The sequence below is a fragment of the Nocardioides sp. NPDC057772 genome (assembly GCF_042798075.1).
Taxonomy (GTDB): domain Bacteria; phylum Actinomycetota; class Actinomycetes; order Propionibacteriales; family Nocardioidaceae; genus Nocardioides.
In genome coordinates this window covers 1-26,187 of record NZ_JBHVKN010000059.1, presented here as the reverse complement: position 1 = coordinate 26,187, position 26,187 = coordinate 1, and the positions used below count along the sequence as shown (strand labels likewise).

Annotated in this window: 26 protein-coding genes and 1 riboswitch; of the genes, 16 read left to right on the top strand and 10 right to left on the bottom strand. The window is 69.9% G+C overall.

The annotated features are described in order from the left end of the window. Positions 1–79 precede the first annotated feature (79 nt). Entirely contained in the window at positions 80–838 is a 759-nt protein-coding gene (locus ACFVJS_RS12495; protein WP_378880214.1) for an NYN domain-containing protein, read from the top strand. 10 nt (positions 839–848) lie between these two features. Here ACFVJS_RS12495 and ACFVJS_RS12490 read toward each other — a convergent pair whose 3' ends face one another. Beyond that, positions 849–1,514 carry a glycoside hydrolase family 19 protein gene (locus ACFVJS_RS12490; protein ID WP_378880212.1) on the bottom strand — a complete coding sequence of 222 codons (666 nt, stop codon included), beginning with the start codon at positions 1,512–1,514 and terminating at the stop codon, positions 849–851. 40 nt (positions 1,515–1,554) lie between these two features. Then, positions 1,555–1,705: riboswitch (cobalamin riboswitch) on the top strand. A 65-nt stretch (positions 1,706–1,770) separates the two neighbouring features. Here ACFVJS_RS12490 and ACFVJS_RS12485 point away from each other — a divergent pair. The 5 genes from ACFVJS_RS12485 to ACFVJS_RS12465 are packed head-to-tail and all read left to right on the top strand — an operon-like array spanning position 1,771 to position 6,977. Continuing rightward, a complete protein-coding gene (locus tag ACFVJS_RS12485; protein ID WP_378880209.1) occupies positions 1,771–2,844 on the top strand; it encodes a prenyltransferase/squalene oxidase repeat-containing protein in 1,074 nt (357 codons plus the stop codon). Beyond that, the gene (locus ACFVJS_RS12480; protein ID WP_378880206.1) at positions 2,838–3,470 is read left to right on the top strand and encodes a hypothetical protein; all 633 of its coding nucleotides are present in this window, start codon (positions 2,838–2,840) and stop codon (positions 3,468–3,470) included. The genes ACFVJS_RS12485 and ACFVJS_RS12480 overlap by 7 nt, the downstream gene beginning before the upstream one ends. Then, positions 3,467–4,585 (top strand): CbiQ family ECF transporter T component, encoded by a 1,119-nt coding sequence (locus tag ACFVJS_RS12475; protein WP_378880203.1) that lies wholly within the window; start codon positions 3,467–3,469, stop codon positions 4,583–4,585. The genes ACFVJS_RS12480 and ACFVJS_RS12475 overlap by 4 nt, the downstream gene beginning before the upstream one ends. Continuing rightward, positions 4,582–6,186 carry an ABC transporter ATP-binding protein gene (locus tag ACFVJS_RS12470; protein WP_378880201.1) on the top strand — a complete coding sequence of 535 codons (1,605 nt, stop codon included), beginning with the start codon at positions 4,582–4,584 and terminating at the stop codon, positions 6,184–6,186. Before ACFVJS_RS12475 ends, ACFVJS_RS12470 begins: the two co-directional genes overlap by 4 nt. Continuing rightward, positions 6,183–6,977 (top strand): ECF transporter S component, encoded by a 795-nt coding sequence (locus ACFVJS_RS12465; protein ID WP_378880199.1) that lies wholly within the window; start codon positions 6,183–6,185, stop codon positions 6,975–6,977. Before ACFVJS_RS12470 ends, ACFVJS_RS12465 begins: the two co-directional genes overlap by 4 nt. 167 nt (positions 6,978–7,144) lie before the next feature. On the opposite strand, the gene ACFVJS_RS12460 is transcribed toward ACFVJS_RS12465, so the two are convergent. The 5 genes from ACFVJS_RS12460 to ACFVJS_RS12440 all read right to left on the bottom strand — a co-directional run bounded on the left by ACFVJS_RS12460 (position 7,145) and on the right by ACFVJS_RS12440 (position 12,799). Beyond that, positions 7,145–8,068 (bottom strand): alpha/beta fold hydrolase, encoded by a 924-nt coding sequence (locus ACFVJS_RS12460; RefSeq protein ID WP_378880196.1) that lies wholly within the window; start codon positions 8,066–8,068, stop codon positions 7,145–7,147. Then, positions 8,065–8,322, bottom strand: coding sequence for a hypothetical protein (locus tag ACFVJS_RS12455; RefSeq protein WP_378880194.1), 258 nt, complete (start codon positions 8,320–8,322; stop codon positions 8,065–8,067). Before ACFVJS_RS12455 ends, ACFVJS_RS12460 begins: the two co-directional genes overlap by 4 nt. Positions 8,323–8,471: 149 nt before the next feature. Beyond that, positions 8,472–9,356, bottom strand: a complete 885-nt coding sequence (locus tag ACFVJS_RS12450) for a DMT family transporter (protein WP_378880191.1) — start codon at positions 9,354–9,356, stop codon at positions 8,472–8,474. Between the two features lie 30 nt (positions 9,357–9,386). Beyond that, the gene (locus ACFVJS_RS12445; RefSeq protein ID WP_378880188.1) at positions 9,387–12,032 is read right to left on the bottom strand and encodes a glycoside hydrolase family 65 protein; all 2,646 of its coding nucleotides are present in this window, start codon (positions 12,030–12,032) and stop codon (positions 9,387–9,389) included. Beyond that, positions 12,029–12,799 (bottom strand): HAD family hydrolase, encoded by a 771-nt coding sequence (locus ACFVJS_RS12440; RefSeq protein ID WP_378880185.1) that lies wholly within the window; start codon positions 12,797–12,799, stop codon positions 12,029–12,031. The genes ACFVJS_RS12445 and ACFVJS_RS12440 overlap by 4 nt, the downstream gene beginning before the upstream one ends. A 137-nt stretch (positions 12,800–12,936) precedes the next feature. Here ACFVJS_RS12440 and ACFVJS_RS12435 point away from each other — a divergent pair, with 137 nt between their 5' ends. Continuing rightward, positions 12,937–14,004: a WD40/YVTN/BNR-like repeat-containing protein gene (locus ACFVJS_RS12435; protein WP_378880182.1), complete on the top strand. Its 1,068-nt coding sequence runs from the start codon at positions 12,937–12,939 to the stop codon at positions 14,002–14,004. Position 14,005: 1 nt separating this feature from the next. Here ACFVJS_RS12435 and ACFVJS_RS12430 read toward each other — a convergent pair whose 3' ends face one another. Together ACFVJS_RS12430 and ACFVJS_RS12425 are read right to left on the bottom strand one after the other, a co-directional pair. Beyond that, positions 14,006–14,419 carry a type II toxin-antitoxin system VapC family toxin gene (locus tag ACFVJS_RS12430; protein WP_378880180.1) on the bottom strand — a complete coding sequence of 138 codons (414 nt, stop codon included), beginning with the start codon at positions 14,417–14,419 and terminating at the stop codon, positions 14,006–14,008. Next, positions 14,403–14,687: a type II toxin-antitoxin system Phd/YefM family antitoxin gene (locus tag ACFVJS_RS12425; RefSeq protein WP_378880178.1), complete on the bottom strand. Its 285-nt coding sequence runs from the start codon at positions 14,685–14,687 to the stop codon at positions 14,403–14,405. The genes ACFVJS_RS12430 and ACFVJS_RS12425 overlap by 17 nt, the downstream gene beginning before the upstream one ends. 87 nt (positions 14,688–14,774) lie before the next feature. Between ACFVJS_RS12425 and ACFVJS_RS12420 the strand changes: the two genes are divergently transcribed. From ACFVJS_RS12420 to ACFVJS_RS12390, 7 genes are all read left to right on the top strand, one after another. Beyond that, complete coding sequence (locus tag ACFVJS_RS12420) at positions 14,775–15,830, top strand: hypothetical protein (protein ID WP_378880176.1); 1,056 nt, start codon at positions 14,775–14,777, stop codon at positions 15,828–15,830. 66 nt (positions 15,831–15,896) lie between these two features. Beyond that, complete coding sequence (ilvD, locus tag ACFVJS_RS12415) at positions 15,897–17,744, top strand: dihydroxy-acid dehydratase (RefSeq protein WP_378880174.1); 1,848 nt, start codon at positions 15,897–15,899, stop codon at positions 17,742–17,744. A 6-nt stretch (positions 17,745–17,750) separates the two neighbouring features. Next, on the top strand, positions 17,751–18,314 hold the full coding sequence (locus ACFVJS_RS12410; RefSeq protein ID WP_378880171.1) for a pyridoxamine 5'-phosphate oxidase family protein: 564 nt from the start codon (positions 17,751–17,753) through the stop codon (positions 18,312–18,314). 89 nt (positions 18,315–18,403) lie between these two features. After that, the gene (locus tag ACFVJS_RS12405) at positions 18,404–19,642 is read left to right on the top strand and encodes an MFS transporter (RefSeq protein ID WP_378880169.1); all 1,239 of its coding nucleotides are present in this window, start codon (positions 18,404–18,406) and stop codon (positions 19,640–19,642) included. A 34-nt stretch (positions 19,643–19,676) separates the two neighbouring features. Next, positions 19,677–20,372: a GNAT family N-acetyltransferase gene (locus tag ACFVJS_RS12400; protein WP_378880166.1), complete on the top strand. Its 696-nt coding sequence runs from the start codon at positions 19,677–19,679 to the stop codon at positions 20,370–20,372. 113 nt (positions 20,373–20,485) lie between these two features. Continuing rightward, on the top strand, positions 20,486–20,800 hold the full coding sequence (locus ACFVJS_RS12395) for an SHOCT domain-containing protein (RefSeq protein WP_378880163.1): 315 nt from the start codon (positions 20,486–20,488) through the stop codon (positions 20,798–20,800). Between the two features lie 32 nt (positions 20,801–20,832). After that, entirely contained in the window at positions 20,833–21,243 is a 411-nt protein-coding gene (locus ACFVJS_RS12390; RefSeq protein WP_378880160.1) for a VOC family protein, read from the top strand. 4 nt (positions 21,244–21,247) lie between these two features. On the opposite strand, the gene ACFVJS_RS12385 is transcribed toward ACFVJS_RS12390, so the two are convergent. Then, positions 21,248–22,585, bottom strand: coding sequence for an ABC1 kinase family protein (locus ACFVJS_RS12385; protein ID WP_378880158.1), 1,338 nt, complete (start codon positions 22,583–22,585; stop codon positions 21,248–21,250). Between the two features lie 54 nt (positions 22,586–22,639). Between ACFVJS_RS12385 and ACFVJS_RS12380 the strand changes: the two genes are divergently transcribed. Further along, positions 22,640–24,814 carry a prolyl oligopeptidase family protein gene (locus ACFVJS_RS12380; RefSeq protein ID WP_378880155.1) on the top strand — a complete coding sequence of 725 codons (2,175 nt, stop codon included), beginning with the start codon at positions 22,640–22,642 and terminating at the stop codon, positions 24,812–24,814. A gap of 9 nt (positions 24,815–24,823) precedes the next feature. Here ACFVJS_RS12380 and ACFVJS_RS12375 read toward each other — a convergent pair whose 3' ends face one another. Continuing rightward, positions 24,824–25,306, bottom strand: a complete 483-nt coding sequence (locus ACFVJS_RS12375; protein WP_378880152.1) for a nitroreductase/quinone reductase family protein — start codon at positions 25,304–25,306, stop codon at positions 24,824–24,826. A gap of 362 nt (positions 25,307–25,668) precedes the next feature. On the opposite strand from ACFVJS_RS12375, the gene ACFVJS_RS12370 reads away from it, so the two are divergent. Then, positions 25,669–26,187: thiamine pyrophosphate-binding protein (locus ACFVJS_RS12370; RefSeq protein WP_378880149.1), on the top strand; the 519-nt coding region annotated here is incomplete at its 3' end.

The following is a 26,187-nucleotide window of genomic DNA, read 5'->3' as shown; positions in this document are numbered from 1 at the left end:
CGTCTTGACGGGCCGACTCGGCGGTGGTTTGGTCAAGACGGGCCGACTCGGCGGGCTTACGACTGGCAGACTGTCCGGCGTGACCGAGCCCTTCCGCATCGCCCTGCTGATCGACGCCGACAACGCACCTGCCTCGAAGATCGACGCGATCCTGAACGACCTGGCCGAGTACGGCGAGGTGACGATCCGCCGGGCGTACGGGAACTGGACCAAGCCCGAGCTCAAGGGGTGGATCGAGGAGCTGCACGATGCGGCCATCCGGCCGATGCAGCAGTTCGACCTGACCGCCCACAAGAACGCGTCTGACATGGCGCTCGCCATCGATGCCGTGGAGCTGCTGCACGCGGCGATCCCGGACGCGTTCGCGCTGGTCTCCTCCGACTCCGACTTCACCCCGCTGGTGCACTATCTACGGGAGAAGGGGCGCGCGGTCTACGGCTACGGCCGGGAGAAGACGCCCGCGCCCTTCAAGAGCGCCTGCACCCGGTTCACCGTGGTCGAGAAGCTCGGCGGCTCCGAGGAGGAGACCGACACCGACTCCGAGGCCGGCGCCACGCCCGCCCGCAAGCCGTCCTCGGCGACCACCGGGCAGGTGCTGAAGCGCAACGCTCGGCTGATCCAGCTGCTGCGCAACTCCATCGCCGCGGCCGCCGACGACGACGGCTGGGCCCTGGTCGGCACGGTCGTCTCCCGCATCCGCAACCAGTCCTCCGAGGACCCGCGCAACTACGGGTACGCCACCTGGACCAAGCTCATCAAGGCGATCGACCTCTTCGAGCTCAAGGACGAGGGCACCTCGGCGATCGCGGTCAGCGACAAGCGCAACACCAAGAGGTGACGTACGTCTTCTAGGAGGCGTCCACGGTGCGGTCCTGGTCGTCTGCCTTCTTCGGCTTCGGGCGGGTGCAGTCGATCCCCTTGGGGACCGAGCCGTGGAGGTGCTTCAGCGCGGCCTTGAAGTCGCGGCAGCGCTCGGTGTCCTCCTCCTTGTTGGGGGGATAGCCGATGGCCGCGTTGACCTTGCCCATCTCGAGGGCGTCGGCGAGCGGGTTGATGTCGCGGGCGACGGTCCAGTACCACCGCGAGATCGGTGCGCTGTGGTCCAGCGACCGCGCCAGCTCGGGGCGGCGGCGCAGGTCGATCCCGAAGTAGGCGCCGGCCTCGGTGTAGTTGGCCTCGCCGGTGAGCTGGATGTAGCCGCGGCCGGCGTACTTCCGCTTGTCGTGGGGGCCCTTGGCGTCGTGGTGGAAGGAGCTCTCGTGGGCGAGGGTGGTCAGGTAGGCCGCCTGCCGGTAGGGGGTCGTGATCCGGGCGTCGGCCATGGCGCGGTTGAGCGTCGGCAGCCCGGTCTCGACAGTCTTCTTGTTCCCGACCTTGTCGCCGAACATGGCGACCAGATCGGCGTAGGTGACCGAGGTCCGAGCCGGTGCCGCGACCGCCGTCGTGGCCGGGCAGAGGGTGAGAAGGGTGGCCGAGATCGAGACTGCGACAAGGCCGAGAATCCTGTGGCGCATGGGGACAGAGTGACTGCTCGACGGCGATCCGGCAAGCAGGGCGTACGCGTCATAAGATGGCCCCCTCTCAATCAACACACGCCGTGGTGGGGGAAGCCGGTCGAATCCCGGCGCTGACCCGCAACCGTAGGCCCAGGACACCGAGGTGGCCTGAGCGAGCCGGAGCACCCGCCGACGGACGCGTACTGACCTGACGCTGTCGTGGAAAGCAGCGGGTCGGCCCTGGGCCTTCCCGACGAACAGCGTGGAAGGAACCATGAAGAAGACCGTCCTCGGTGGCATCGCCGCCGCCCTCGCCCTCACTTCGCTCGCCGGCTGCGGCGAGAAGGCCGTCGAGGAGGGGGAGAAGCCCACCTACGACGCCAAGGTGTCCACCTCGGTGGCCGACTGGCTCGTCGCCCAGGCGCCGCAGGGCGTGGCCCACAACGCGCAGTACGGCACCGACGACTTCGGGCTCAGCGCCGACATCGGGATCGCGCTGGCCGAGGTCGGCGGCTACGACGAGGAGATCGCCACGATCGCTGCCGCCGTGATGAAGAACAAGTCGGCCTACACCTCGCCGGGGTTCGGCACCGTGACCTCGGCCGGTGCCACCGCGAAGGCGCTCGTCCTCCAGCAGAACGTCGACGCCTCCGACCCCGGTCTGCTGAAGCAGCTCGAGGACACCGTCGCCGAGAACGGACGCATCGCCGACGAGCTGGACCCGAAGAACAAGAAGGCGGCCGACTACTCCAACACCATCGGACAGTCGTACGCCGTATGGGCGCTGAGCAACGCCGAGAGCAAGGAGGCCGCGGCCGCGGCGCAGTTCCTGGCCGGGCAGCAGTGCGAGGAGGGCTGGTTCCGGGTCACCTTCACCGCTGATCCCGCGGCCGCCGACCAGACCTGCGACGGCGACCCGAAGGCCATCCCGGACGCCGACGCCACCGCGTTCGCGCTGATCGCGCTGTCCTCGGTCTCCTCCCCGGAGGCGGAGAAGGCGGTCGAGGCGGGCGTCGAGTGGCTGAAGGAGACCCAGGCCGAGGACGGCTCGTTCAAGGCGGCCACCGGCAACATCGCCAACTCCAACACCACCGGCCTGGCCGGCTGGGCGTTCGGGCGCGCCGGGGAGACCGACGCCGCCGAGAAGGCGGCGTCCTGGGTCGCCGAGCACGTCGTGACCTGCGGCGACGATGCCGGCGCGGTCGCCTACGACGACGCCGCCCTGGCTGAGGGCAACACCAAGGGGCTGACCAAGGAGTCCGAGGGGATGTACCGCCTCGCCGCCGCCCAGGCGCTGCCGGCGCTGGTCTTCCTGCCCAAGGACGCGACCGCGAAGAGCTCGTGCTGATCCTGCGGTCCGCGACGGTGGCCTTGGCGATCCTCGCCGGGGCCACCGCAATTGCCGTCACCCCCGCCTCCGCGTCGGCCGCCGTGTCGCGGTCGGCGGAGGCATGTGACGGCGTCACGGTGGTCGTCGAGCCCAACGCGCTCGGTGGCGCCCCCGAGGTCGCCTGTGTCCGGCCGGAGGAGGGCGACACCGGCGCCGACCTGTTCGAGAAGGCGGGCCATCCGCTCACCTACGTGACCTCGATGCCCAGCGTGGTCTGTCGCGTGGACGACCGGCCGAAGGAGGCCGGCTGCGCCCAGATGCCGCCGGCCGATGCGTACTGGTCGCTGTGGGTCACCGACGAATCCGGGGCGTGGAGCTACGCCTCCAGAAATGTTACCGAAATCAGCGTGACCTCCGGGCAGGGTGTTGCGTTCATGTGGATAGACGACGATGTCGTTACCGCTCCGGCGACGGTGCTTGGGGATGCTGTGGGGGCGCCCTCTAGCCCGTCGCCGGAGTTATCTCCGGAGAAATCTCCCTTTGGAGATGACTCCGAGCGCGAGACGCTGCCCGTCTGGGTCGCTCCGGCCGCGATCCTCGGCCTCTTCTGCGCCGCCGGTGCCGTGTGGTGGCGTCGGCGATGAGCATTCTGATTCGTGAGGGCGCCGTCGCGCGCCTGCCCCGTGACCTGCACCCCGTCGCCTGGTGGGTGTGGGCGATCGGGCTGGCTGCGTACGCCTCCTTCACCACCAACCCGCTGCTGCTCCTGCTCCTGGTCGGAGTGGTGTCCGTCGTGGTCGCGGCCCGACGCGGTGAGCAACCGTGGGCGAAGGCGTTCCGGCTCTATGTCGGGCTCGCGCTGTTCATCGTCGCGACCCGGGTGCTCTTCCGGGTGCTCCTCGGCGCCGTGCCGGGACACGTGCTCATCGACCTGCCCGAGATCCCGTTGCCGGAGTGGGTGCTCGGGATCCGGCTGCTCGGGCCGCTGACCCGCGAGGCGCTCCTGGCCGGTCTCTACGACGGGATTCGGCTCGGCGTCATCGTGATCTGTGTGGGAGCGGCCAACGCGCTGGCCAACCCGAAGCGGCTGCTGCGGTCGCTGCCGCCCGCGCTCTACGAGATCGGGACCGCGGTCGTGGTCGCCGTGACCGTGCTGCCCCAGCTCGCCGAGTCGGTGCAGCGGGTGCGCGCCGCGCAGCGGCTGCGGGCAGGCGCGACCGGGCGGGTCAAGCGGCTGCGCCGCTTCCTGGTGCCGGTGCTCGAGGACGCGCTGGAGCGGTCGATGGCGCTCGCGGCCGGTATGGACACGCGTGGCTATGGGCGTACGGCAGGGGTTCCGGTCGCCACCAGGCGGGTCACCTCGGCGCTCATGCTGGTCTCGCTGGTCGGGCTCTGCGCCGGCGTCTACGCGGTGCTCGACGGGACCACGCCCGGCTGGCTGGCGGCCAGCATGCTGGTGCTCGGCGTCGCGGCCGCGGCCATCGGGCTGAGGCTGGCCGGTCGCCGGGTGTCACGGACCGTCTACCGGCCCGACCGGTGGCGCTGGCCGGAGGTCGTGGTGGCGCTGAGCGGTGTGCTGGTCGCGGTCACGGGCTGGTGGGTCGCCCGCGACCAGGTGCCGGTGGCCTTTCCGGGCGTCAACGTCGCTCCCGAGGTCACCTTGACCGCCATGGCGGGCGTGCTCGTCGGGCTGGTCCCGGCCGTCGCCGCGCCCGTTCCTTCATCATCGCTCGTCCACGAGGAGGAGGCAGTCGCATGATCGAGCTGCGAGGGATCACGTTCACCCCGCCCGACTCCTCCGAGCACGTGCTCAAGGACGTCGACCTCACCGTCGAGGAAGGCGAGCTGCTGCTCGTCTCCGGCCCGACCGGGTCCGGGAAGTCGACCCTGCTCGGCGTGATCGCCGGCCTGGTGCCGCGCTTCTCCGGCGGCGTTCTCGAGGGCGACCTGCTGCTGGACGGCGCCTCGATCGTCCGTACGCCGCCGCGCGAGCGCGCCGGCATCATCGGCTACGTCGGGCAGGACCCAGTGGCCGGCTTCGTCACGGACACGGTCGAGGAGGAGCTCGCCTACGGGATGGAGCAGCTCGGGCTCCCACCCGCGACCATGCGGCGCCGGGTCGAGGAGACCCTCGACCTGCTCGGCATCGCCGGGCTGCGGCAGCGGTCGCTGCGCACGCTCTCGGGTGGGCAGCAGCAGCGCGTCGCGATCGGCTCGGTCCTCACCACCCACCCGCGGGTCGTGGTGCTCGACGAGCCCACCTCCGCCCTCGACCCCACCGCCGCCGAGGACGTGCTCGCCACCATCACCCGGCTCGTGCACGACCTCGGCACCTCCGTCGTCCTCGCCGAGCACCGCCTCGAGCGCGTCGTCCCCTTCGCCGATCGGATCGCGCTCCTCGTCGGTGACGGCTCCGTCGCGGTCGGTGACCCCGGCGAGGTCCTCGAGCACTCGCCCGTCGTGCCCCCTCTCGTCGGGCTCGGGCGCGAGCTCGGCTGGTCGCCGCTGCCGTTGACGGTGCGGGATGCGAGGCGGAGGGCGCGGGGTGTGGGATACCCGGCCGACCGGGGATCCCTTGGCTTGACGGGCACTGAAACACCCGACAAGTCCACGAAGTGCCAGTCGAGTTCGGGCCTGTCCAGTTCAGGCCTCACCGTCACCCGAGGACGTACGCCGGTCCTGCGCGACGTCTCGATCGAGCTGCCCACGGGGCGAGTGACGGCGCTGATGGGTCGCAACGGCTCGGGCAAGTCGACGTTGCTGTGGACGCTGCAGGGGACCCAGAAACGACTGGCCGGGGCGGTGGACGTCGGCGGCAAGGATCCGGCGACCCTCGACCCCGAGGAGCGACGCGCCCTCGTCGGGTTGCTGCCGCAGACGGCGGCGGATCTGCTCTACCTGGAGACCGTGGCCGAGGAGTGCGACGCCGGCGGGCCGCGGACCCGCGAGATCCTGGACAGCCTCGTCCCGGGCATCCCCGACGACCAGCACCCGCGCGACCTCTCCGAGGGTCAGCGCCTCGCCCTGGCGCTGGCGCTGATCCTGAGCGCCGATCCGCCCGTCGTGCTCCTCGACGAGCCCACCCGCGGCCTCGACTACGCGGCGAAGCACGCGCTCGCCGAGATCCTCCGCGACCTCACCAATGCGGGCAAGGCCGTCCTGGTGGCGACCCATGACGTCGAGTTCGTCGCCGAGGCCGCCGACGACGTGGTGGTGCTCGCCGACGGCGAGGTGGTCTCCGCAGGCGACGTACGCAGCGTCACCGCCGAGTCGCCCGCCTTCGCGCCCCAGGTGAGCAAGGTCTTCGGGCCCGGCTGGCTCAGCGTGCGCGAGGTCGTCGAGGCGGTGGGCGGCGGATGATCAGGTTCTCACCCCGCACTGCCCTTCTGCTCGCGATCATCTCCGCGGCCGGGCTGATGATGTTCGCCTGGCCGCTGCTGCTCCACGGCTACGAGCGGGTGCAGCCGCCGTTCATCTTCCTCGCGCTGCTGCCGCTGATGCTGGTGGTGCTGCTGAGCGAGCTCGCTACGGGCGGCATCGACACCCGGATGATCGCGCTCCTCGGCGTGCTCAGTGCGATCGAGGCCGTCCTGCGCGCGGTCTCCGCCGGCACCGGCGGGGTGGAGCTGGTCTTCTTCATGCTCATCCTCGGCGGCCGGGTCTTCGGGCCGGCCTTCGGGTTCGTGCTCGGCTGCACGAGTCTGTTCGTCGCAGCACTCGTCACCGCCGGAGTCGGGCCGTGGCTGCCCTACCAGATGCTCGGCGCCGCCTGGGTGGCGATGGGAGCCGGGCTCCTGCCGCGTGCGAGCGGCCGCCGGGAGATCGTGCTGCTGGCGGCGTACGGGATCCTCGCCTCGTACGTCTACGGGCTCCTCCTCAACCTGCAGGGCTGGCCGCTGCTCACCGGAGTCACCGTGCCCGGCGCGAGCGGCAACCTCTCCTACGACCCCGGCGCCGCGTTCGGCGAGAATCTGGCGACGTTCCTGCGTTACACCCTGGTCACCTCGACCAGCAGCTGGGACACCATGCGCGCGATCACCACCGCCGTCGCCGTCGCCCTGCTCGGCCCGGCCGTCCTCGCCACCCTCCGCCGAGCCGCTCGCCGAGCCATGATCGCCCCCGCCGAGGCGTCACCCCGGTCGGCCGAGTAGTCGCTTCCGTCGGCCGAGATCTCGCCGCAGCCGCACGTGTAACACGTCGTTCGTCGGACTATCCGGTCGTTCCGATAGGGCGAGTAGTCCTACGAACGACGTGTTACAGCTCGCCGCGGCCGCCCCACGTGACCTTTCGGCCGACCGCAGTGACGTCTCGGCGCTGGTCAGGCTCGCTGATGCTCGGCGACGCGAGCGAGGAAACCGAGCAGCAGCTGGTGGACGCGGTCGGGCTGCTCCATCTGCACGAAGTGGGTGCCGTCGAGCTCGACGAAGGTGCCGTTCTTGAGGTCGGCGGCGACCCGGGACATGTGGCGCGCCCCGGCGATGAGGTCCCGGGTGCCTGCGACCAGCACGACCGGCACCTTGATCCGGCGCGGCGAGACCGCACGACGCTGGGAGGTGCGCAGGGCGAGGTGGAAGTACCACTCGACCGGCGTGGTCAGGAACTCGGCCAGCGCGGCCGCGGCGAGCTCGGGGTCAGGGACCTTGCCGATCAGGCCGGCCCTGGAGAACATCTCGATCGCCCGGGGGCCGAGCTCCAGGCGGGTCGCCACGGGAGTGATCAAAGAGCCCGTGCGGCGCAGCACCTTCGCGGCGGTGCGGGTCACGAGCGCGGCGGCCGGCGCGGGCAGCGGCAGCGGCCCCAGCATCGACTTGAAGGTGTCGCCGGGCACCCCGGCGACACCGAAGATGCCGGAGACCCGCTCGGGGTGGTCCGCGGCCAGCTCGAACGCGGTGTTGACGCCGATCGACCAGCCCATCACCACCGGTCGCGAGAGCGCGAAGGCGTCCATCACCGACAGCGCGTCCTCGGCGAAGTGCCTCGAGGTCGTCTGCTCCAGGTCCTTGGGACGCGCCGAGCCGGAGGTGCCGCGGTGCTGCCAGGACACGACGCGTACGCCGCACGAGGTGTGCAGCAGCGCCGGCCAGTTCCAGGGGCTGGTGCCGAGACCGTTGCACAGCAGCACGGTCGGCCCGTCGATCACGCCCTCGGGGTCGTTGGTCCAGGCGCGGATCAGGGTGCCGTCGTCGGAGAGCACGTCACGGAACGCGACCGTCGACTCGGCCATCGCCCGTGGAACACTCATGCAGACATTCTCTCCGATGCGAGCATCTTGAGGTAGTGCTCGACGTCCTCACGCTCGGCGCGCCGGAGCAGGAGCGCCTCCTCGGCGGCCTTGGCGTTGTGGCGGGCGACGAGGTGGGAGGCGACCGGCCAGGCGAGCAGCAGCTGGATCGGTCGCAGGAACGGGCCCACCATTCGCCCCGCGGTGCGAGCGGCGAAGAGGGCGGCCACCTGGGCGATGGCAGTGGTGTGTGCGGGGGCGATGACGGTCGACAACGGAGCAGCTCCAGTGACAGGCGGGGGACCGGGTGGAGGGCGCGGGGGAGTTGTCACCAAACTGTAGTGACCCGAACATTCGGAATCAGTGACGATCCGATGTCGCTTGTGTGAAGTGCCCCACTACGCCGTGCGACAAGGCGCGTACGTCACGCCGGAGTCGACTCCGCCGGCACGTGATGGTCGGGCTTGCCGGTGCGCGTAGCACCTGCTGAGGCGACGACGACACAGGCGATGGCCAGCCACTGCAGGACCGAGAGCCCCTCGTGGAGGACCAGGATCGCGGCCAGCGCCCCGGCGGCCGGCTCCAGCGACATCAGGATCGCGTAGAGCCCGGGCTTGATCGAACGCAGGGCAACAAGATCGAGCGAGTAGGGGATCACCGACGACATCAGCCCCACCATCAGCCCCACCAGCCACACGTGTGGAGACCCCAGCCCGTCGGCGTACGCCATCGCCGCAGGGGTCAGCGCCACCGCCGCGACGGTGGAGGCCAGGGCGAGCCCGTCGAGCCCCTCCCAGCGGGCGCCGGTCGCCTTCGACAGCACGATGTACGCCGCCCAGCAGGCCCCCGCGAGCAACGCGAACAGCACCCCGACGACCGAGATCCGGCCGGGTTCGAGCCCGAGCAGGATCACCCCGGCCGCTGCCAGGGCGACCCAGACCAGGTCGCGGGCACGCCGCGAGGTGACCAACGCGATCGTGAGCGGACCGATGAACTCGATCGTCACCGCGATCCCGATCGGGAGCCGCGCGAAGGACTGGTAGATGGCCCAGTTCATCAGCCCGAGCGAGGCCCCGAACGCGACCACGACCAGCCAGTCGCGTCGCGACAGGCCGCGGATCCGGGGCCGGGTGATCGCCAGCAGGATCAGGGCCGAGAGCGAGAGCCGCAGCCACACCATGGCCGTCGGCGTGACCTCGTCGAAGAGCGACTTCGCGAACGTCGCGCCGACCTGCACCGACGCGATCCCGATCAGGACCAGAACGACCGGGTGGGCAAGCCTCGCCCGGGGAGAGGAAGCGTGCACCACCCGGTCAGTCTAGGACCATGTAAAGACCGGCTACTGAGCCGAGTCCGTCTGCGAGATGTTGGACAGGTTGGCGGCCTTGTTGGCCTCCTCCGCGAGCCGCTCGGAGCCGCGCGGAGGGTCGTGCGGCACCGTCGGGTGCTCGATGTGGTCCTGCTCGTAGATCTCCGGCGGGATCGGCGTCGGCACGGTGGCGACGATCCGCGACCCGTCGGGCCGTACGCCGCCGTGCGGCTCCTCGTCGAGATGGGTGCCGATCCGCGGCCCCTGGTCGGCGAGCGGCACGATGACCGGTGAGCCCTTCGCGACCACGAACTCCTCCCCGCGGACGCTGATCGGGATGTCGAACTCCTCGCCCGGGGTGTCGACGACCGTGAACACGATCTGGTCACGAGTGACCGCGACCTGCATCCGGGTCGAGTGCCACTGGACTCGGAAGATCAGCGAGCCCCACGTGTCCGGCAGACGCGGGTCGAAGGAGAGCTTGCCGTCGTAGTCCCGCATCCCGCCGAAGCCGAAGGCGAGCCCGCCCCACACCCCGCCGGTGGAGGCGATGTGCATCCCGTCGACGGTGTTGCCGTGCATGTTGTGCAGGTCGACGTAGAGCGCGTCGTAGAAGTAGCGCAGCGCGTCGTTGTGGTAGCCCACCTCGGCCGCCATGATCGACTGCACGACCGCCGACAGCGTCGAGTCGCCGGTGGTGATCGGGTCGTAGTACTCGAAGTCGGCCCGCTTCTCCGCAGCGGTGAACCGGTTGCCCTGCTGGAAGAGGGCGAGCACCACGTCCGTCTGCTTGAGCACCTGGAACCGGTAGATCACCAGCGGGTGGTAGTGCAGCAGCAGGGGACGTACCTCGTCGGGGGTGTTGGGCAGGTCCCACACCTCGCGGTCGAGGAAGTTGTCGTCCTGCGGGTGGATCCCCAGGCCCTCGTCGTAGGGGATGTGCATCGCCGCAGCGCAGCGACCCCACTCCACGACCTCGTCCGGGGAGAGATCGAGCCGGCCGATCACCTGCGCGTACTCGCGCGGGTACTCCGTCCGGAGCATCTCGATCGTCTCGACGGCCTTCTCCAGGTCGTAGCGGGCCATCACGTTGGTGAACAGGTTGTTGTTGACCACCGTGGTGTACTCGTCCGGCCCGGTCACACCGTGGATGTGGAACGACGGCTCGCCGTTGTGGCGCCAGAAGCCCAGGTCGGCCCACATCCGCGCGGTCTCGACCAGGATGTCGACGCCCTCACGGATCAGGTAGCCGGTGTCGCCGGTCGCGTAGACGTACTTCATCAGCGCGAAGGCGATGTCGGCGTCGATGTGCACCTGGGCGGTGCCGGCCGCGTAGTAGGCCGAGGCCTCCTGGCCGTTGATGGTGCGCCAGGCGAACAGGGCGCCCTTCGCCGCCATCTCCAGCGCCCGTTGCCGGGCCGCGGGAAGCATCACCGAGCGGGCGTGCATCACGTTGCGGGCGACCTCGGGCTGGGTGTAGCAGAGGAACGGGACGACGTAGCACTCCGTGTCCCAGAAGTAGTGCCCCTCATAGCCGGAGCCGGTGACGCCCTTCGCGGGCACGCCGAGCCCGTCGGTGCGGGCGGTCGCCTGGGCCAGCGAGAACAGGTTGAACCGGATCGCCTGCTGGGCCGCCGCGATGTCCTCGTCGTCCTTCGCCGCCGCGGCGGTGATCTCGACGTCGGCGGCCGACCAGAACTCGTCGTACCAGTTGCGCTGGTCGCGCTCGAAGTGGCCGACGCCCAGCCGGATCGCCCGGTCGAGCGTACGTCCGCAGCGGTCCGCGAGCTCGCGCACCGGCACCCCGCGGGAGGTGTGGTATGCCACCGTCTTCTGCATCCGCAGCGTGCTGCCCTCGGTCGCGTCCACCCGGAAGACGGTCTTGGCCAGGTCGTCCTCGGCGCGGACGATGGTCTCGACCGGGTCGGGGGTGTCGATCTGGTGGGCCGCGCTGACCGCGATCGTCATCCCGGAGTTGGCGCACCGGTAGCCGAGGGTCATCTGCTCCTCGTCGGCGACCGACATCTGCGGGATGAGGACGCGGGTGTCGAACGCGGAGGCCTTGCGCGGATCCATGCCCTCGCCGAGCGCCGCCGCCGGCACGTGGTACTCGTCCTTGCCGTCCTGCCGGTTGAGCAGCTGGGACGAGACCACGATCGGCGCCGAGCCGCTCAGCATCGTGATCTCCAGCGTCTGGATCGAGAGGTGGCGCTGCGTCATCGACACCATCCGGGTCGACTTGATCGCGACCCGCTTGCCCGAGGGAGTACGCCACACCAGGTGTCGCCGCAGCATGCCCTCACGGAAGTCGAGCACCCGCTCGTACTCCTCCAGGTCGGAGGTGCCGAAGGTCAGCGGCTCGTCGTCGACGTAGATCTTCATGATCTTGGCGTCGGGGGCGTTGACGATCGTCTGGCCGGTCTTCGCGAAGCCGTAGGCGTTCTCGGCGTGACGGATCGGCCAGGTCTCGTGGAACCCGTTGATGAAGGTGCCGTGCGCGTAGGTCGGGCGCCCCTCCTCGGGGGTGCCGCGCATGCCGAGATAACCGTTGGCGACGCTGAAGATCGTCTCGGTCAGGCCGAGATCGTCGGGGGAGTAGCTGGTCTCCACCAGCCGCCACGGGTCGATGGGGTAACGGGCCCGGTCCAAGGGGTTCGGGCCGACGTTGGTCTTCACTGCTGTGCTCCTCGAGCAGGTGGTTCAGGACTGTGTCCGTCAGGGATGAGTTCAGCAAGGTCCGATACGACGAGGCTGGCGCCGGCGGCCGTGAGGGTGTCGTGGCCCGCACCACGATCCACCCCGACGACGAGCGCGAAATCTCCTGCCTTGCCGGCGCGCACCCCGGAGACCGCGTCCTCGAGGACGACGGCCTCGTCCGGGGTGGCTCCGAGGACCTTACCGGCGTAGACGAAGGTGTCCGGCGCAGGCTTGCCGGGCAGACCCTGCTCATCTGCGACGGCTCCCGACACGACGGTCTCGAAGCGGTCCAACAGCCCCGCCGCCTTCAGCACGGTGGGAGCGTTGACCGACGACGACACCACGCCGAGCCGGACGTCGAGCGTAGCGAGATAGTCCAAGAACCTCACCGAGCCGGGGTAGGCCTCGACACCGTCCCGCTCGAGCACCAGGTTGAAGGCGTTGTTCTTCCGGTTGCCGAGGCCACAGACGGTCTCCAGCTCCGGAGCGTCGTCCGGGGTGCCCTCGGGAAGCCGGATGTCGCGGGAGGCGAGGAAGTCACGCACGCCGTCGTAGCGCGGCTTGCCGTCGACGTACGCGAAGTAGTCCTGGTCGGTGTAGGCCGGCGCCCCCGGAGTCTTCTCCTGCAGGTAGGCGTTGAACATCTCCTCCCACGCGCGCATGTGCACGACGGCGGTCGGTGTGATCACGCCGTCGAGGTCGAAGAGGATCGCGGTGAACGTCTCCCAGGCAACAGGTCTGGTCATGCCTTCAGGCTAGGGGCTGGGCCGCCCATGCCGAAGAATCCGGACGGCCCGGTGTCGCCGCTGCGCGATGTTTTCCCTCGACGTTCTTTCGCTGAAATCTCCTGGCCACGAAGGGCGGCCGGGTGGATGCTGGAAGCATGGGTACGCAGCTGCTTGTCGGGACCCGGAAGGGTCTGTGGATAGGGCGCTCTGACGACGCCCGGCAGGACTGGGACTTCACCGGTCCGCACCATGACATGGAGGAGATCTACTCCGCCATGATCGAGCCCGGGACCGGGCGCATCCTTGCCGGTTGCTCCTCGCTGTGGCTGGGTGCGCTGGTGCGCACCTCCGCCGACGGCGGCGAGACCTGGACCGAGACCTCGATGTCGTTCCCCGAGGACGTCGACGCGAGCCTGGCCCGGGTCTGGCAGCTCCAGCCGGGGCTGCCGGAGGGCACGATCTGGGCCGGCGTCGAGCCCGGCGCGATCTTCCGTTCCCATGACGGCGGCGCGTCCTTCGAGCTCGTCCGCGGCCTGTGGGACCACCCGCACCGCACCGAGTGGAACGAGGGCTTCGGCGGACAGGCCTTCCACACGATCCTGCCGCACCCCACCGACCCGGACTCGGTGACTGCGGCCATCTCCACCGGCGGCGTCTACCAGACCCGCGACGGCGGGGAGACCTGGGAGGCGCGCAACAACGGCATCATCGCCGTCTTCCTACCCGAGGGGCAGCAGTACCCCGAGTTCGGCCAGTGCGTCCACAAGGTCGCCCGCCACGCCTCCCGCCCCGAGCGGCTCTACCTGCAGAACCACGGCGGCGTCTACCGCTCCGACGACGAGGGAGAGTCCTGGAAGTCGATCGCCGACGGGCTGCCCACCGACTTCGGCTTCGCGATGGTCGTCCACCCGCAGGAGCCGGACACGATCTTCACCTTCCCGATCGGCGCCGGCGAGTCCCGCTACCCACCGGAGGCCAAGCCGATCGTGTGGCGCTCCCGCGACGCCGGCGACCACTGGGAGGCGCTCGACAAGGGCCTGCCCGACCACTTCTACGTCGGCGTCATGCGCGACGCGATGTGCGCCGACGACCACGACGTGGCCGGGGTCTACTTCGGCGCCCGCAACGGCTCCGTCTGGGCCTCCGCCGACGCCGGTGAGACCTGGCGCGAGATCCTCCGCGACATCCCCGACGTGATGGTGGTGCGCGCCGCGAAGGTCTGAATCAGTCGGTCACGGGGTCGTGGACGGCAAAGCCGAGGAACTCCGCGACCTTACGCATGTTGCTGTCGTGAGTGGCGACCGTGACGTTCTCGGTCCCGACGCGCAGCGCCGAAGCCAGATGGATCGCGTCCAGCGACCTGATGTGGGGTTCGATCGCTCTGGCCTCGTCGACGATGACGTCGTCGACGGTCAACAGGGTGAGCTCGTCGACGAAGTCATCGACGATCGAGACCGGGAGTTGATCGCGGCGAAGGACTCGGGTCATCTCGAGGTGGAGCAGCCGCGAGGAGATGAAGACGTCGCCGTTGTCGCAGCGCTCGTCATACCAGTCGGCGGCGGCCTGGCTGTGTCCGAGCAGGGCGCGAAGCGCGACGGACGAGTCCAGGTACCACGTCTGCTCAGAGGTCGATGTCACTGTTGACCTCGTCGAGGATGTCATCGAGGTCTCCGGAGAGTGCGACGGCGGCGCGTCCGGAGAGAGGCCTGTGCGGTTGCTTCGGAGGAGTTGCCAGACCGGCGTTGACCAACGCCTCCACCGGGTTGTCGGAGCCTTGGACCTCGGGCACGAGACGTAGCACTGCGCGACCTCTGTTGGTCACCCGGAACGATTCGCCGTCCTCGATGACGGCTCGGGTAACCGCGGAGATCCGCTGGTTCAGCTCGGTCATCGTGATCGTCTTCATGGCCCCAAATCTAGCATGTAGATGCTAGAAAATCGGGGAGTCGCCTCTTCAGCAACGCGTGATGCGTAGCCCGGGTATGGTCACGGCATGTCCGACGCGCTTCGTTTGGCCGCCGAGATCCTCGGGCTGGACCGCGTCGAGCAGGTGGCCGATCTCGGCGGGAGCCGTCGAAGCGTCGTACGCCGCGTCCGGGCCGGCACCGAGACGGTCATCGTCAAGGAGTACCTCGAGCCCGAGGAGATGACCTGGTCGCGGGAGGCCGCGGGGCTGAAGGCGGCGGATGGTGTCCGTGCGCCGCGGCTGATCGGGGTCCGCGAAGACCCGGCGGTGGTCGTGATGTCCGATCTCGGCCCTGGGCCAAATGTCGCAGATGCGCTGCTCGGCACCGACGCCGTCCTCGGCCGCGACCGGATCCTGGCGTGGGCGCAGGCCGTCGGAGAGCTGCAGGCGCACACTGCCGACCGCTTGGACGTCTTCCGAGAAGGGCTCGCGGGCGGCATACCGACCGACCTCACCGTCAGCCAGATCGAGGACCTCGGATCCGCTCTGGCGACGCTCTGCACGACGAACGGGCTGCCGTGGGAGGACGCCGTCCCTGAGGCGATCCAGCACCTGCTCGGGCCGCTGCGTGCGGGGGCTGATCTTGCGCTGACACCCAGCGACACCTGCCCCGACAACAACCTGCTCGCCCCGGACGGACTGCTGCTGCTCGACTTCGAGCATGCCGAGATCCGGCACCGCGCCTGGGAGGCCGCCTATCTCCGGGTGCCGTGGCCGTCGTGCTGGTGCGCGTGGCAGGTGCCAGACGGCATCGCCGGCCTCGCCCTTCAGGCGTATCTCGAGGCGTCGTACGGCACCGAGGGGCCGCCCTCGACCTTCGAGGCCGATCTGGATGCGGCCACCTTGCTGTGGTCCCTTCTCTCGGTGAGCTGGTTCCTTCCGGCATCCCTCGACACGGACGCCGCTCACAACGCCGACGACGATCGGATGCCTGGACGGCGGACGCTGACCCTCGCCCGTCTCGGACTCGCTGCGGGGTTGCCCGGGCCACAGCCGCTGGTGAGCTGGGCGGAGTCGCTGCGAACGGAGCTCCTCGACCGGTGGGGTGATCACCCGCTCCGCCTGGCGCCGGCGTTCCGCTGACGCACGATCCGTCCATCGCGTGGCGTTGTGTTAGAGGACGTACGCCAACGGGTCTAGCCTTCTGGCATGCCCACTCTTCGCTCCGCAACCTCGACCTCGGGCCGCAACATGGCGGGTGCCCGCGCGCTCTGGCGCGCGACCGGCATGACTGATGACGACTTCGGCAAGCCGATCATCGCGATCGCCAACTCGTTCACCGAGTTCGTGCCCGGCCATGTCCACCTCCGCGACCTCGGCAAGATCGTCGCCGAGAAGATCCAGGAGGCCGGCGGAGTAGCCAAGGAGTTCAACACGATCGCCGTCGACGACGGGATCGCGATGGGTCACGCCGGGATGCTCTACTCGCTGCCGAGCCGTGAGCTGATCGCGGACGCGGTGGAATACATGGTCGAGGCGCACCGCGCCGACGCGATCGTGTGCATCTCCAACTGCGACAAGATCACGCCGGGCATGCTGCTGGCGAGCCTGCGCCTCAACATCCCGGTCGTCTTCGTCTCCGGCGGTCCGATGGAGGCCGGCAAGACGGTCGCCGTCGAGGGGCTCGTCCACGACAAGCTCGACCTGGTCGACGCGATGGTGCTCTCGGTCAACGAGGCGGTCAGCGACGAGCTGCTCGACACTGTCGAGCGCTCGGCGTGTCCGACCTGCGGCTCGTGCTCCGGCATGTTCACCGCCAACTCGATGAACTGCCTCACCGAGGCCATCGGCCTGAGCCTGCCCGGCAACGGGTCGACCCTGGCGACCCACGCCAAGCGCCGCGCGCTGTTCGAGCAGGCCGGACGCACGATCGTCGAGCTGTGCCGCCGCTACTACGAGGAGGGCGACGAGTCCGTCCTGCCGCGCAACATCGCCAACCGCAGCGCGTTCGAGAACGCGGTCGCGCTCGACGTCGCCATGGGCGGCTCGACCAACACCGTGCTGCACCTGCTCGCCGCGGCCCGCGAGGCCGAGCTCGACTTCAACGTGCACGACATCGACGCGATCTCGCGGCGTGTCCCGTGCCTGAGCAAGGTCGCTCCCAACAGCCCGAAGTACCACATGGAGGACGTCCACCGTGCCGGTGGCATCCCCGCCCTGCTCGGTGAGCTCCGTCGGGGCGGCGCGCTCAACGAGGACGTCCACACCATCCACTCCGCCACCGTCGAGGAGTGGCTGGACAACTGGGACATCCGCGCCGAGAACCCCAGCCAGGAGGCGCTCGACCTGTTCCTCGCGGCGCCGGGCGGGGTGCGTACGACCGAGGCGTTCTCCACCGAGAACCTCTGGGCCAGCCTCGACACCGACGCCGCCGAGGGCTGCATCCGCGACTTCGAGCACGCCTACTCCGCCGACGGCGGCCTGGCGATCCTGTCGGGCAACATCGCCCCCGACGGCTGCGTCGTGAAGACGGCCGGCGTGCCCGAGGAGTGCCTCACCTTCACCGGCACCGCGATCGTCTTCGAGTCCCAGGACGCCGCGGTCGAGGGCATCCTCTCCAAGAAGGTCGAGGCCGGTCACGTCGTGGTGATCCGCTACGAAGGTCCGAAGGGCGGGCCGGGCATGCAGGAGATGCTCTACCCGACCTCGTTCCTCAAGGGTCGCGGCCTGGGCCAGAAGTGTGCGCTGATCACCGACGGCCGGTTCTCCGGCGGCACCAGCGGTCTCTCCATCGGCCACGTCTCCCCGGAGGCGGCCGGTGGCGGCCTGATCGCGCTCATCGAGGACGGCGACCAGATCTCCATCGACATCCCGAATCGCTCGATCTCCCTCGACGTCGACGACCTCGTCCTCGACGAGCGTCGCGCGGCGCAGGAGAAGCGCGAGAAGCCCTACACCCCGCTCGACCGTGACCGGAAGGTCTCCGCGGCTCTGCGGGCGTACGCCTCGATGGCCACCTCGGCCTCCGACGGCGCCTACCGCAACGTGCCCGAGTAACGGGCGATGGGAAAGGTTCACGCACGCGTCGAAGGGCGCCTGCGGGAGTTCGTCGATCGTCAGGTCGTCTTCTTCGTGGCCACCGCGCCGCTCTCCGGTGGCGGTCACGTCAACCTCTCGCCCCGCGGCATCCCGGGCACCTTCGGGATGATCGACGAGCTCACCTTCGCGTGGGTCGACGGCACCGGGAGCGGCAGCGAGACGATCGCGCACCTGCGTGAGAACGGCCGGATCACGGTGATGTTCTGCGCCTTCGACGGGGCGCCGAACATCGTCCGCTTCCACGGCCGCGGCCGGGTCGTGACCCGCTACGACGAGGAGTACGCCGACCTGGCCGGCCGCTTCACCGACCTTCCCGGCGCCCGTGCGGTCGTGGTCGTGGACATCGAACGGGTCTCCGACTCCTGCGGCTTCGCGGTCCCGCTGATGTCGTACGTCGGCGAGCGCGACCTGCTCCCGGCCTACTTCGAGCGCAAGGGCGTGGAGGGCTCGGCGGACTACCGGCGCACCAAGAACCTGACCAGCCTCGACGGCCTGCCGGCCTTCGACTTCGACCCGGCTCCCGAGTAGCCGGCTCCGCATTCTGTCGAAACGGACCGTGGCCGTTCGTGGCATGGGTGAGGGGCCGACACGGCGGCCCACCGGGTGCGGGAGTGGTCATGTCGGATCGTTGGAAGCGGAACCTGCTGGTCTTCCTCGGCGGCCAGACGGTGTCGTCGCTGGGCTCGATGATCGTCGCGTACGCGGTGATGTGGCACCTCACCGTCGAGACCGGGTCGGCCGCCGTGCTGACCCTGAGCGTCGCGGCCGGGATGCTGCCGCAGGCCGTGGTGTCCGTCTTCGGCGGGGTCTGGGCAGACCGGCACTCCCGCAAGCTGCTGATCATCGGAGCCGACTCGACGATCGCGGTGGCCACCCTGGTCCTCGCGCTGCTCATGCTGAGCGGGGTCGGCGACCTGTGGATGATCTTCGTGGCGATGGCGGTCCGCTCGGCACTGGCCGGGGTGCAGGGTCCGGCGGTCAACGCGATGCTCCCGCAGATCGTCCCGGCCGAGCACCTGATGCGGGTCAACGGCGTCCAGCAGACGATCCAATCGGGGATGATGCTGTTCGCGCCGGCGGTCGCGGCCGCGGTCTACGCGAGCACCGGCATCGTCACGGTGTTCTTCATCGACGTGGTGACGGCCGTGATCGGCGTACTCCTGCTCCTGCTGGTGCCGGTGGCCAGGACGGTCCGCTCGACGGGCTCATCAGTGCCTGTCAGCTACTTCGGTGACCTCGTCGCCGGGATCCGGTACGTCCGGGGGAACGCCTCGGTCCGCTGGGTGATGGGGCTCGTCGCCGTCGTCATGTTCATGGCCGGTGCGCCGGCTCACCTCACGCCGCTGATGATCACGCGGAGCTTCGGCGACGAGGTCTGGATGCTGAGCGTCAACGAGCTGTTCTGGAGTGTCGGCATGGTCGTCGGTGGCGCGGCGATGGCCGTCTTCGGGTCGAAGGTGAAGCGCCGTGTGCGGCTGATGGTGGCGGCCTCGGTCGGCGTCGGACTGCTCGTGGTCGGGCTGGGCGTCTCGACGGACTTCTGGGTGTTCTCGGTCGCCGGTCTGGTGATCTGCATCCTCTTCCAGATGCTGCTGGTGCCCGCTGCGACCGTCCTGCAGGAGCAGGTTGAGGACTCGATGCGCGGCCGGGTGTTCGGGTTCTACGGGATCGTGATGTCGGTGGCGATGCCGGTCTCGATGATCGTCTTCGGACCGCTGGCCGACCGGTTCGCGGTGGAGTCGGTGATGGTCCTGGCCGGGGTGCTGCTCCTGGGTTGCCTGGTGGGGATGCTCGCCCTCGGCAGCGCTCGACGCTCGCTCGCCACGGTGGACGCGGTGGATACGGCAGTCTCCTGAGCAGCGGTCACGGCGGTCGGACACAATGACCGCCGTGACCGATTTTTCCTATCCGGTGGGTGGCGTCGTCGAAGGCTGGGAGACCCGGCCATGGCCGGAGCCGGTGGTCCTCGAGGGACGCTACGTCCGGGTCGCGCCGCTCTCGTCGGCGCAGTACTCGGATCTGTACGCCGCGGTCTGCGGCCCCGATGACGCCGACCTGTGGACCTACCGGCCGATCGCGATGCCGACCACGCTGCAGGACCTGTGGATGCACCTGGCGGGCCTGGTCGACGCGGACGACGTGGTGCCGTTCGCGTTCGTCCCGAAGGAGGGCGAGCGGGAGGGCCGCGCGAGCGGTGTCGCCGGCTACCACGCGATCAACCCGAGGAACGGGAGCATCGAGGTCGGCGGAGTGCTCTTCGGGTCCGCGCTGGCCCGCACCAGGGCAGCGACCGAGGCGATCCACCTGCTCATGGGGCACGCCTTCGACACGCTGGGCTACCGGCGGTTCGAGTGGAAGCTCGACTCGCTCAACGAGCCGTCACGACGGGCCGCGGAACGGCTCGGGTTCAGCTATGAGGGCCGGTTCCGCAACCACATGGTCGTCAAGGGCCGCAACCGCGACACCGACTGGTTCTCGGTGACCGCGGAGGAGTGGCCGGGCGTGAGGGACGCGCACGAGCGCTGGCTCGACCCCGCGAACTTCGACGAGCAGGGCCGCCAGCTCAGCCGGCTGCGGCCCGAGTAGGGGCTGCGTACGCACGATTGCGTACGCAGCACCCGCTCCTGAGCCGATGTTCCGGCGGCTCGGGCGCAGCACTCTGGAGGGCATAGGCAAGCCCGACAGACAGGACACGAACGATGAGCATCAACGAGACGGTGGCCACGCTGGTGGCCGATGACCACTGGGGTCCGTGGCGCGAGAACGGACCCTGGCAGGACGGGGGAGGGCCGCCGGCGTTCTGGCCGATCTTCCCGATCCTGTGGTTCCTGGTGATCGCAGCGATCATCACCGCGGTCGTCCTCTACAACCGCAAGCGGGTGGCCGAGGGGCCACGACGTGCGGGCGAGGCACGGTTGGCGGAGAGGTACGCCGCGGGCGAGATCGACGAGAACGAGTACCGCGCTCGCCGAGACGTCCTGCGCGAGAAGCCGAGCCGCGCCAAGGAGGCCTGACACCCTCGCTGGTCCGTGGCAGGGTGGCTGCCATGGACCAGCGCATCAGCTTCATCACCCTGGCCGTCGCCGACGTGGCGGCGAGCCGGTCGTTCTACGTCGACGGTCTCGGCTGGACCCCGGAGATGGAGGCCGAGGGGGTGCTCATGATCCGCGTCGGCGAGCACGTCATCCTCTCGCTGTGGGACCGGGCCGAGTTCGAGGAGGAGGTCGGCCGGATCGCCGTCGCCGACGGCGTCGCGCCGTTCACCCTCGCCCACAACGTCGCCACCCGCGAGGAGGTCGACGAGGTGCTGGAGCTCGCCCGCTCGCTCGGGCGGGAGGCCTCGCCCGCCGAGGAGCGGGTCTGGGGTGGCTACACCGGCTACTTCGCCGATCCCGACGGCGTCCGCTGGGAGATCGCCTACAACCCCGGTCCGGTGGGCCAGACCGTGCTGCCCTGAGCCGTCAGCCCGCGAACCCGGGCAGGTGCTCCTCGAGGATCTCCCGGAACGGAGCCTCGGCGTTGAGCTGGGCCAGCACCCCGAGTCCGCCGAGCCAGACCCGGTGGATGAGCAGGTAGGACGGCGGCAGATTGAGCTTCAGCCCGACCGTGTAGGCAGGGTCCTTCGGATCGTTGATCCGCTTGAACTCCTCCCGCATCCACTCGCGGGTGAACCGGAAGCGCTCCTCCAGCGCCGGCGTCACGAACGGCGCCAGGTAGTCCAGCACGTGCTGCGGCTCGACCTTGATGCCCTCGCGGATGAAGCCTTCGTGGCGCAGGCCCGCGACCAGCGCCTCGGCGTCACCGGTCGAGGCGATCCGGATCAGCCGGCCCATCGCTTCCGGGAAACCCCGCTCTGGAAGTCGCGCAGCGAGGCCGAAGTCGAGCACCGCCAGCCGGCCGCCGGAGAGGACCCGGAAGTTGCCCGGATGGGGGTCGGCGTGGAGCATCCCGGTCAGCTCGGGAGCGGAGAACCAGAACCGGGCGAGCAGCTCGCCGTAGTGGTCGCGCTCCTCGGGGGTGCCCTCGGCGACCACCTTCGCGATCGAGCCCTCCGACTCGACCCACTCGGTGACGAGCACCGACGGTCCCACCGCGACGACATCGGGGACGTCGATCAGCGGATGGTCCGCGTACGCCTCGGCGAAGACGTGCTGGGCCTCGGCCTCTTTCGGGTAGTCGAGCTCCTCGACGACCCGCTCCTGGAGCTCGGCGACCAGCGCCTTGACGTCCATCCCGGGCACGACCGCGTTGCCGATCGCGGCGACCCGGCCGATCTGGCGCAGGTCGGCACGCAGCGCCTCGTCGGCGCCCGGGTACTGCACCTTCACCGCGACCTCACGGCCGTCGGCCCACCGGCCCCGGTGGACCTGCCCGATCGAGGCCGAGGCGGCCGGCTCCTCGGACAGCTCCACCAGCCGCTCGGACCAGTCCGCGCCGAGGTCGCGGGCCAGCAGGCCACGTACGATCCCGGTCGGCATCGGGGGAGCGGAGTCCTGGAGCCGGGTGAGCTGGGCACGGTAGTGGGCCGCCTGCGACTCCGGCAGCGCAGCCTCCATCACCGAGAGCATCTGCCCGAACTTCATCGCGCCGCCCTTGAGCTCGCCCAGGGTGCGGAACAGCTGGTCGGCCGTACGCTGGTGGACGTCGGCCAGCACCGCCTCGGCGGGGCGGCCCCCGATCCGCTTCCCGAGCCCGAGCGCTTTGCGCCCGGCGTACCCCATCGGCAGCGCGGCCAGCTTGGCCGTCCGTGTCGCCGCTCGTCGCGGTAGACCCTTCGACGACCCGTCCGCTTCGCTCATGCCGCAATTGTGCCGGTCGGCCGCAACTTGCACACCGCGAAGTAGCCTTCCCGCATGAGTGAGCGCCAGCGAACGACGACCTCCGAGCCGACCATCACCACTCCGCTCGACCCCGACGCGCAGGACCCGTTCGGCTGGCTGGAGGAGGTCGAGGGCGTCGAGGCGCTGGCGTGGGTGCGAGCGCGCAACGAGGAGGCCCATGCGAGCGTCGGTGCCGATCCGGTGTTCGCCAAGATCGAGGCGCAGATCCTCGAGGTGCTCGACTCCGACGACCGGGTGCCCGAGGTGTCCCGCCTCGGCGAGCACCTCTACAACTTCTGGCGCGACGCCGACCACGAGCGCGGCATCTGGCGGCGCACGACGCCCGAGTCCTACCGCACCGACGACCCCGAGTGGGAGATCCTGCTCGACCTCGACGCGCTCGCAGCCGAGGAGGACGAGAGCTGGGTGTGGCACGGCGCCTCGGTGCTCCGGCCCGAGCCCGGCGAGCCGTGGCGCAAGGTGCTCATCGACCTCTCCCCGGGCGGTTCGGACGCCGATGTCACCCGGGAGTTCGACCTGGTCGAGAAGGCGTTCGTGAGCCCGGCCGACGGTGGCTTCACGCGGGCCGTCGAGCAGGGCGGCGCCAAGGGCGCGCTCTCGTGGTGCGGCCCCGACGCGGTCTACGTCTACACCGACTTCGGCCCCGGCTCGCTGACCCCGAGCGGCTACCCGCGGATCGTGAAGCTGTGGCGTCGCGGCACCCCGTTCGAGGACGCCGCGGTGGTCTACGAAGGCACCGACGAGGACATGTACATCTCCGCGCGCCGCATCCACACCCCCGGCTTCGAGCGCGACCTGGTCAGCCGCTCGATCGCGTTCTACAAGTCCGAGACGTACGTCGCCACCGACCCCGGCACCCCCGAGCAGACCCTCACCAAGCTCGACATCCCCGACTCGGCCGAGGCCGGGTTCCACCGCGAGTGGCTGCTCATCGAGCTGCGCGACGAGTGGAGCCTCGGCGAGCGGACCTACGCCGCCGGCTCGCTGCTCGCGACCGACGCGGACAGGTTCCTGGCCGGCGAGCGGGACCTCACGGTGCTCTTCGAGCCCACGCCGAAGACCTCGCTCGCCGGGGCGACCTGGACTCGCAACCACCTCGTCCTCAACGTGTTCGAGGACGTGAAGAACCGGCTGTACACATTGACGCCTCCGGCGTCGGGACGTGCGGGGGCATCAGAAGCAGGTGGGAGCGACGGGTGGACGCGATCGGAGTTCCCGGAGACCGATCCGGTGGCCGCGGTCGGCACCCGCGCCGTCGACGCGGTCGAGTCCGACGAGGTCTGGGTCGTCACCAGCGGCTACCTGACCCCGGCGACGTACGGCCTGACCACCATCGGTGACGAGACCGTCGAGCCGATCAAGTCGGCACCGGCGTGGTTCGACACCGACGGGCTCCGCGCCGAGCAGCGCTTCGCGACCTCGGCCGACGGCACCCGGATCCCCTACTTCATCGTCGGCTCCGATGCCGCCCTCGCCGGCAGCGCCGGCCCGGCCCCTACGCTGCTCTACGGTTACGGCGGCTTCGAGATCCCGATGACCCCGGGCTACTCGGCCGGTGTGGGTCGGGTCTGGCTCAGCGAAGGTGGTGTCTACGTCGTGGCCAACATCCGCGGGGGAGGGGAGTACGGCCCGGCCTGGCACCAGGCGGCGCTCAAGGAGAACCGGCACAAGGCCTACGAGGACTTCGCCGCCGTCGCCCGCCACCTCGCCGAGACCGGTGTGACCGACGCGAGCCGTCTCGGGATCCAGGGCGGGTCCAACGGCGGGCTGCTGACCGGCAACATGCTCACGCTCTATCCGGAGCTGTTCGGCGCCGTCGTGATCCAGGTGCCGCTGCTGGACATGAAGCGCTACTCCCACCTGCTCGCCGGGGCGTCGTGGATGGCCGAGTACGGCGACCCGGACGTGCCCGAGGAGTGGGACTTCATCAAGACGTTCTCGCCCTACCACCTGCTCGACGGGTCGAGGACCTACCCGCCGGTCCTGCTCACCACGTCCACCAAGGACGACCGCGTCCACCCTGGCCACGCCCGCAAGATGGCCGCGTTGCTGGCCGCGACCGGCAAGGACGTCACCTACTACGAGAACATCGAGGGTGGCCACGGGGGTGCGGCCAACAACGCGCAGTCGGCCCACCTGTCGGCCTTCGCCTGGACGTTCCTGCGCGAGCGGCTCGGCCTGGGCTGAGCGGTCAGGTCACGACGCCGGCCCGGTGACCTCGAGGACCACGACGGGCGTCTGGTGCGAGCGCCGGGCGGCGAAGTCGTCGAGGTCGCCCCAGCCGTCGTCGGCCTCAGCGAGCATCGCCCACAGCCGCTCGCGCTCGGGCCCGGTGGCCTCGCGGGCGCGCACCTGCCGCGGGCCGTCGACGGTCTCGGCGAGGGCATCGGGCCGGGCCTTCAGGTTGAGCCACCACGCGGGAGCCGGGTCTGCCCAGCCGTTCATCGCCAGAGTCACGTACGTCGACCCGTCGGGGATATAGGACAGGATGACCGAGCGCTCCTGCCCGGTGCGGCGCCCGACCGTGGTCAGCCGGAGCATGCCGGCCCGGTCCGGGCGCGGGCGGCGCAGGAAGCGCGTTCCGCCCGCGGCGTACAGCCGGCGGTGGAGCCACCACGCGGCGCGGATGAACCAGCGTGGCGGCAGCCACCCGGAACGGTGCTTCTCGTCGGTCGACATCGTTGCCTCCACAGGGCAGCCAGACCCGAGATCCTCGTGTCCGTCCAGGCTAGCGATCCGCGCGGCCCGCCGCCTCGGTGAGATCCCTGAGATCCGCGACCGACCGAACGACTGACAGATACTGGGACGGTGATCTCAGATCATGGGACGCGCGATAGGGTGAGGTGACACGGCGCGACACATGGGGTTAACGTGTGGGCATGCTGCACAGCATTCTCGTACTTATCAGGCGCGTCGCCTAGGAGCCACTGGCCCCAGACGACGCGTCTCCCTCCGTTGCCCGCCGGGCCGGAGGGTTTTTTGTTGCACAAGCAACCCACGAGATCCCATGAGTAGAAGCTCCGAGGAGTAGGACGGCGGACATGAGCGAGCAGATGACAGGCGCACAGAGCCTGATCAAGTCGCTGGAAGCAGCGGGGGCCGAGAACATCTTCGGCATTCCGGGAGGCGCGATCCTTCCGGCGTACGACCCGCTGATGGACTCGAAGATCCGCCACATCCTCGTACGCCACGAGCAGGGCGCGGGGCACGCCGCCCAGGGCTACGCCGCGGCGACCGGCAAGGTCGGGGTCTGCATGGCGACCTCGGGCCCGGGCGCGACCAACCTGGTCACGCCGCTCGCCGACGCCAACATGGACTCCGTGCCGATGGTGGCCATCACCGGCCAGGTCGGCGCGGCGATGATCGGCACCGACGCCTTCCAGGAGGCGGACATCCGCGGCATCACGATGCCGGTCACCAAGCACAGCTTCCTGATCACCGACCCGGCGGAGATCCCGCTCCGGGTCGCTGAGGCCTTCCACATCGCCTCCACCGGCCGCCCCGGCCCCGTCCTCGTCGACATCGCCAAGGACGCCCTCCAGGCGAAGACCACCTTCTCC

What these genes read in the sequence shown, in the direction of transcription:
- ACFVJS_RS12490 (WP_378880212.1), bottom strand. Translation starts at nt 1,514, where the DNA reads ATGCGCCACAGGATTCTCGGCCTTGTCGCAGTCTCGATCTCGGCCACC.
- ACFVJS_RS12485 (WP_378880209.1), top strand. Translation starts at nt 1,771, where the DNA reads ATGAAGAAGACCGTCCTCGGTGGCATCGCCGCCGCCCTCGCCCTCACT.
- ACFVJS_RS12475 (WP_378880203.1), top strand. Translation starts at nt 3,467, where the DNA reads ATGAGCATTCTGATTCGTGAGGGCGCCGTCGCGCGCCTGCCCCGTGAC.
- ACFVJS_RS12470 (WP_378880201.1), top strand. Translation starts at nt 4,582, where the DNA reads ATGATCGAGCTGCGAGGGATCACGTTCACCCCGCCCGACTCCTCCGAG.
- ACFVJS_RS12465 (WP_378880199.1), top strand. Translation starts at nt 6,183, where the DNA reads ATGATCAGGTTCTCACCCCGCACTGCCCTTCTGCTCGCGATCATCTCC.
- ACFVJS_RS12460 (WP_378880196.1), bottom strand. Translation starts at nt 8,068, where the DNA reads ATGAGTGTTCCACGGGCGATGGCCGAGTCGACGGTCGCGTTCCGTGAC.
- ACFVJS_RS12440 (WP_378880185.1), bottom strand. Translation starts at nt 12,799, where the DNA reads ATGACCAGACCTGTTGCCTGGGAGACGTTCACCGCGATCCTCTTCGAC.
- ACFVJS_RS12435 (WP_378880182.1), top strand. Translation starts at nt 12,937, where the DNA reads ATGGGTACGCAGCTGCTTGTCGGGACCCGGAAGGGTCTGTGGATAGGG.
- ACFVJS_RS12425 (WP_378880178.1), bottom strand. Translation starts at nt 14,687, where the DNA reads ATGAAGACGATCACGATGACCGAGCTGAACCAGCGGATCTCCGCGGTT.
- ACFVJS_RS12420 (WP_378880176.1), top strand. Translation starts at nt 14,775, where the DNA reads ATGTCCGACGCGCTTCGTTTGGCCGCCGAGATCCTCGGGCTGGACCGC.
- ilvD (WP_378880174.1), top strand. Translation starts at nt 15,897, where the DNA reads ATGCCCACTCTTCGCTCCGCAACCTCGACCTCGGGCCGCAACATGGCG.
- ACFVJS_RS12410 (WP_378880171.1), top strand. Translation starts at nt 17,751, where the DNA reads ATGGGAAAGGTTCACGCACGCGTCGAAGGGCGCCTGCGGGAGTTCGTC.
- ACFVJS_RS12405 (WP_378880169.1), top strand. Translation starts at nt 18,404, where the DNA reads ATGTCGGATCGTTGGAAGCGGAACCTGCTGGTCTTCCTCGGCGGCCAG.
- ACFVJS_RS12395 (WP_378880163.1), top strand. Translation starts at nt 20,486, where the DNA reads ATGAGCATCAACGAGACGGTGGCCACGCTGGTGGCCGATGACCACTGG.
- ACFVJS_RS12390 (WP_378880160.1), top strand. Translation starts at nt 20,833, where the DNA reads ATGGACCAGCGCATCAGCTTCATCACCCTGGCCGTCGCCGACGTGGCG.
- ACFVJS_RS12385 (WP_378880158.1), bottom strand. Translation starts at nt 22,585, where the DNA reads ATGAGCGAAGCGGACGGGTCGTCGAAGGGTCTACCGCGACGAGCGGCG.
- ACFVJS_RS12380 (WP_378880155.1), top strand. Translation starts at nt 22,640, where the DNA reads ATGAGTGAGCGCCAGCGAACGACGACCTCCGAGCCGACCATCACCACT.
- ACFVJS_RS12375 (WP_378880152.1), bottom strand. Translation starts at nt 25,306, where the DNA reads ATGTCGACCGACGAGAAGCACCGTTCCGGGTGGCTGCCGCCACGCTGG.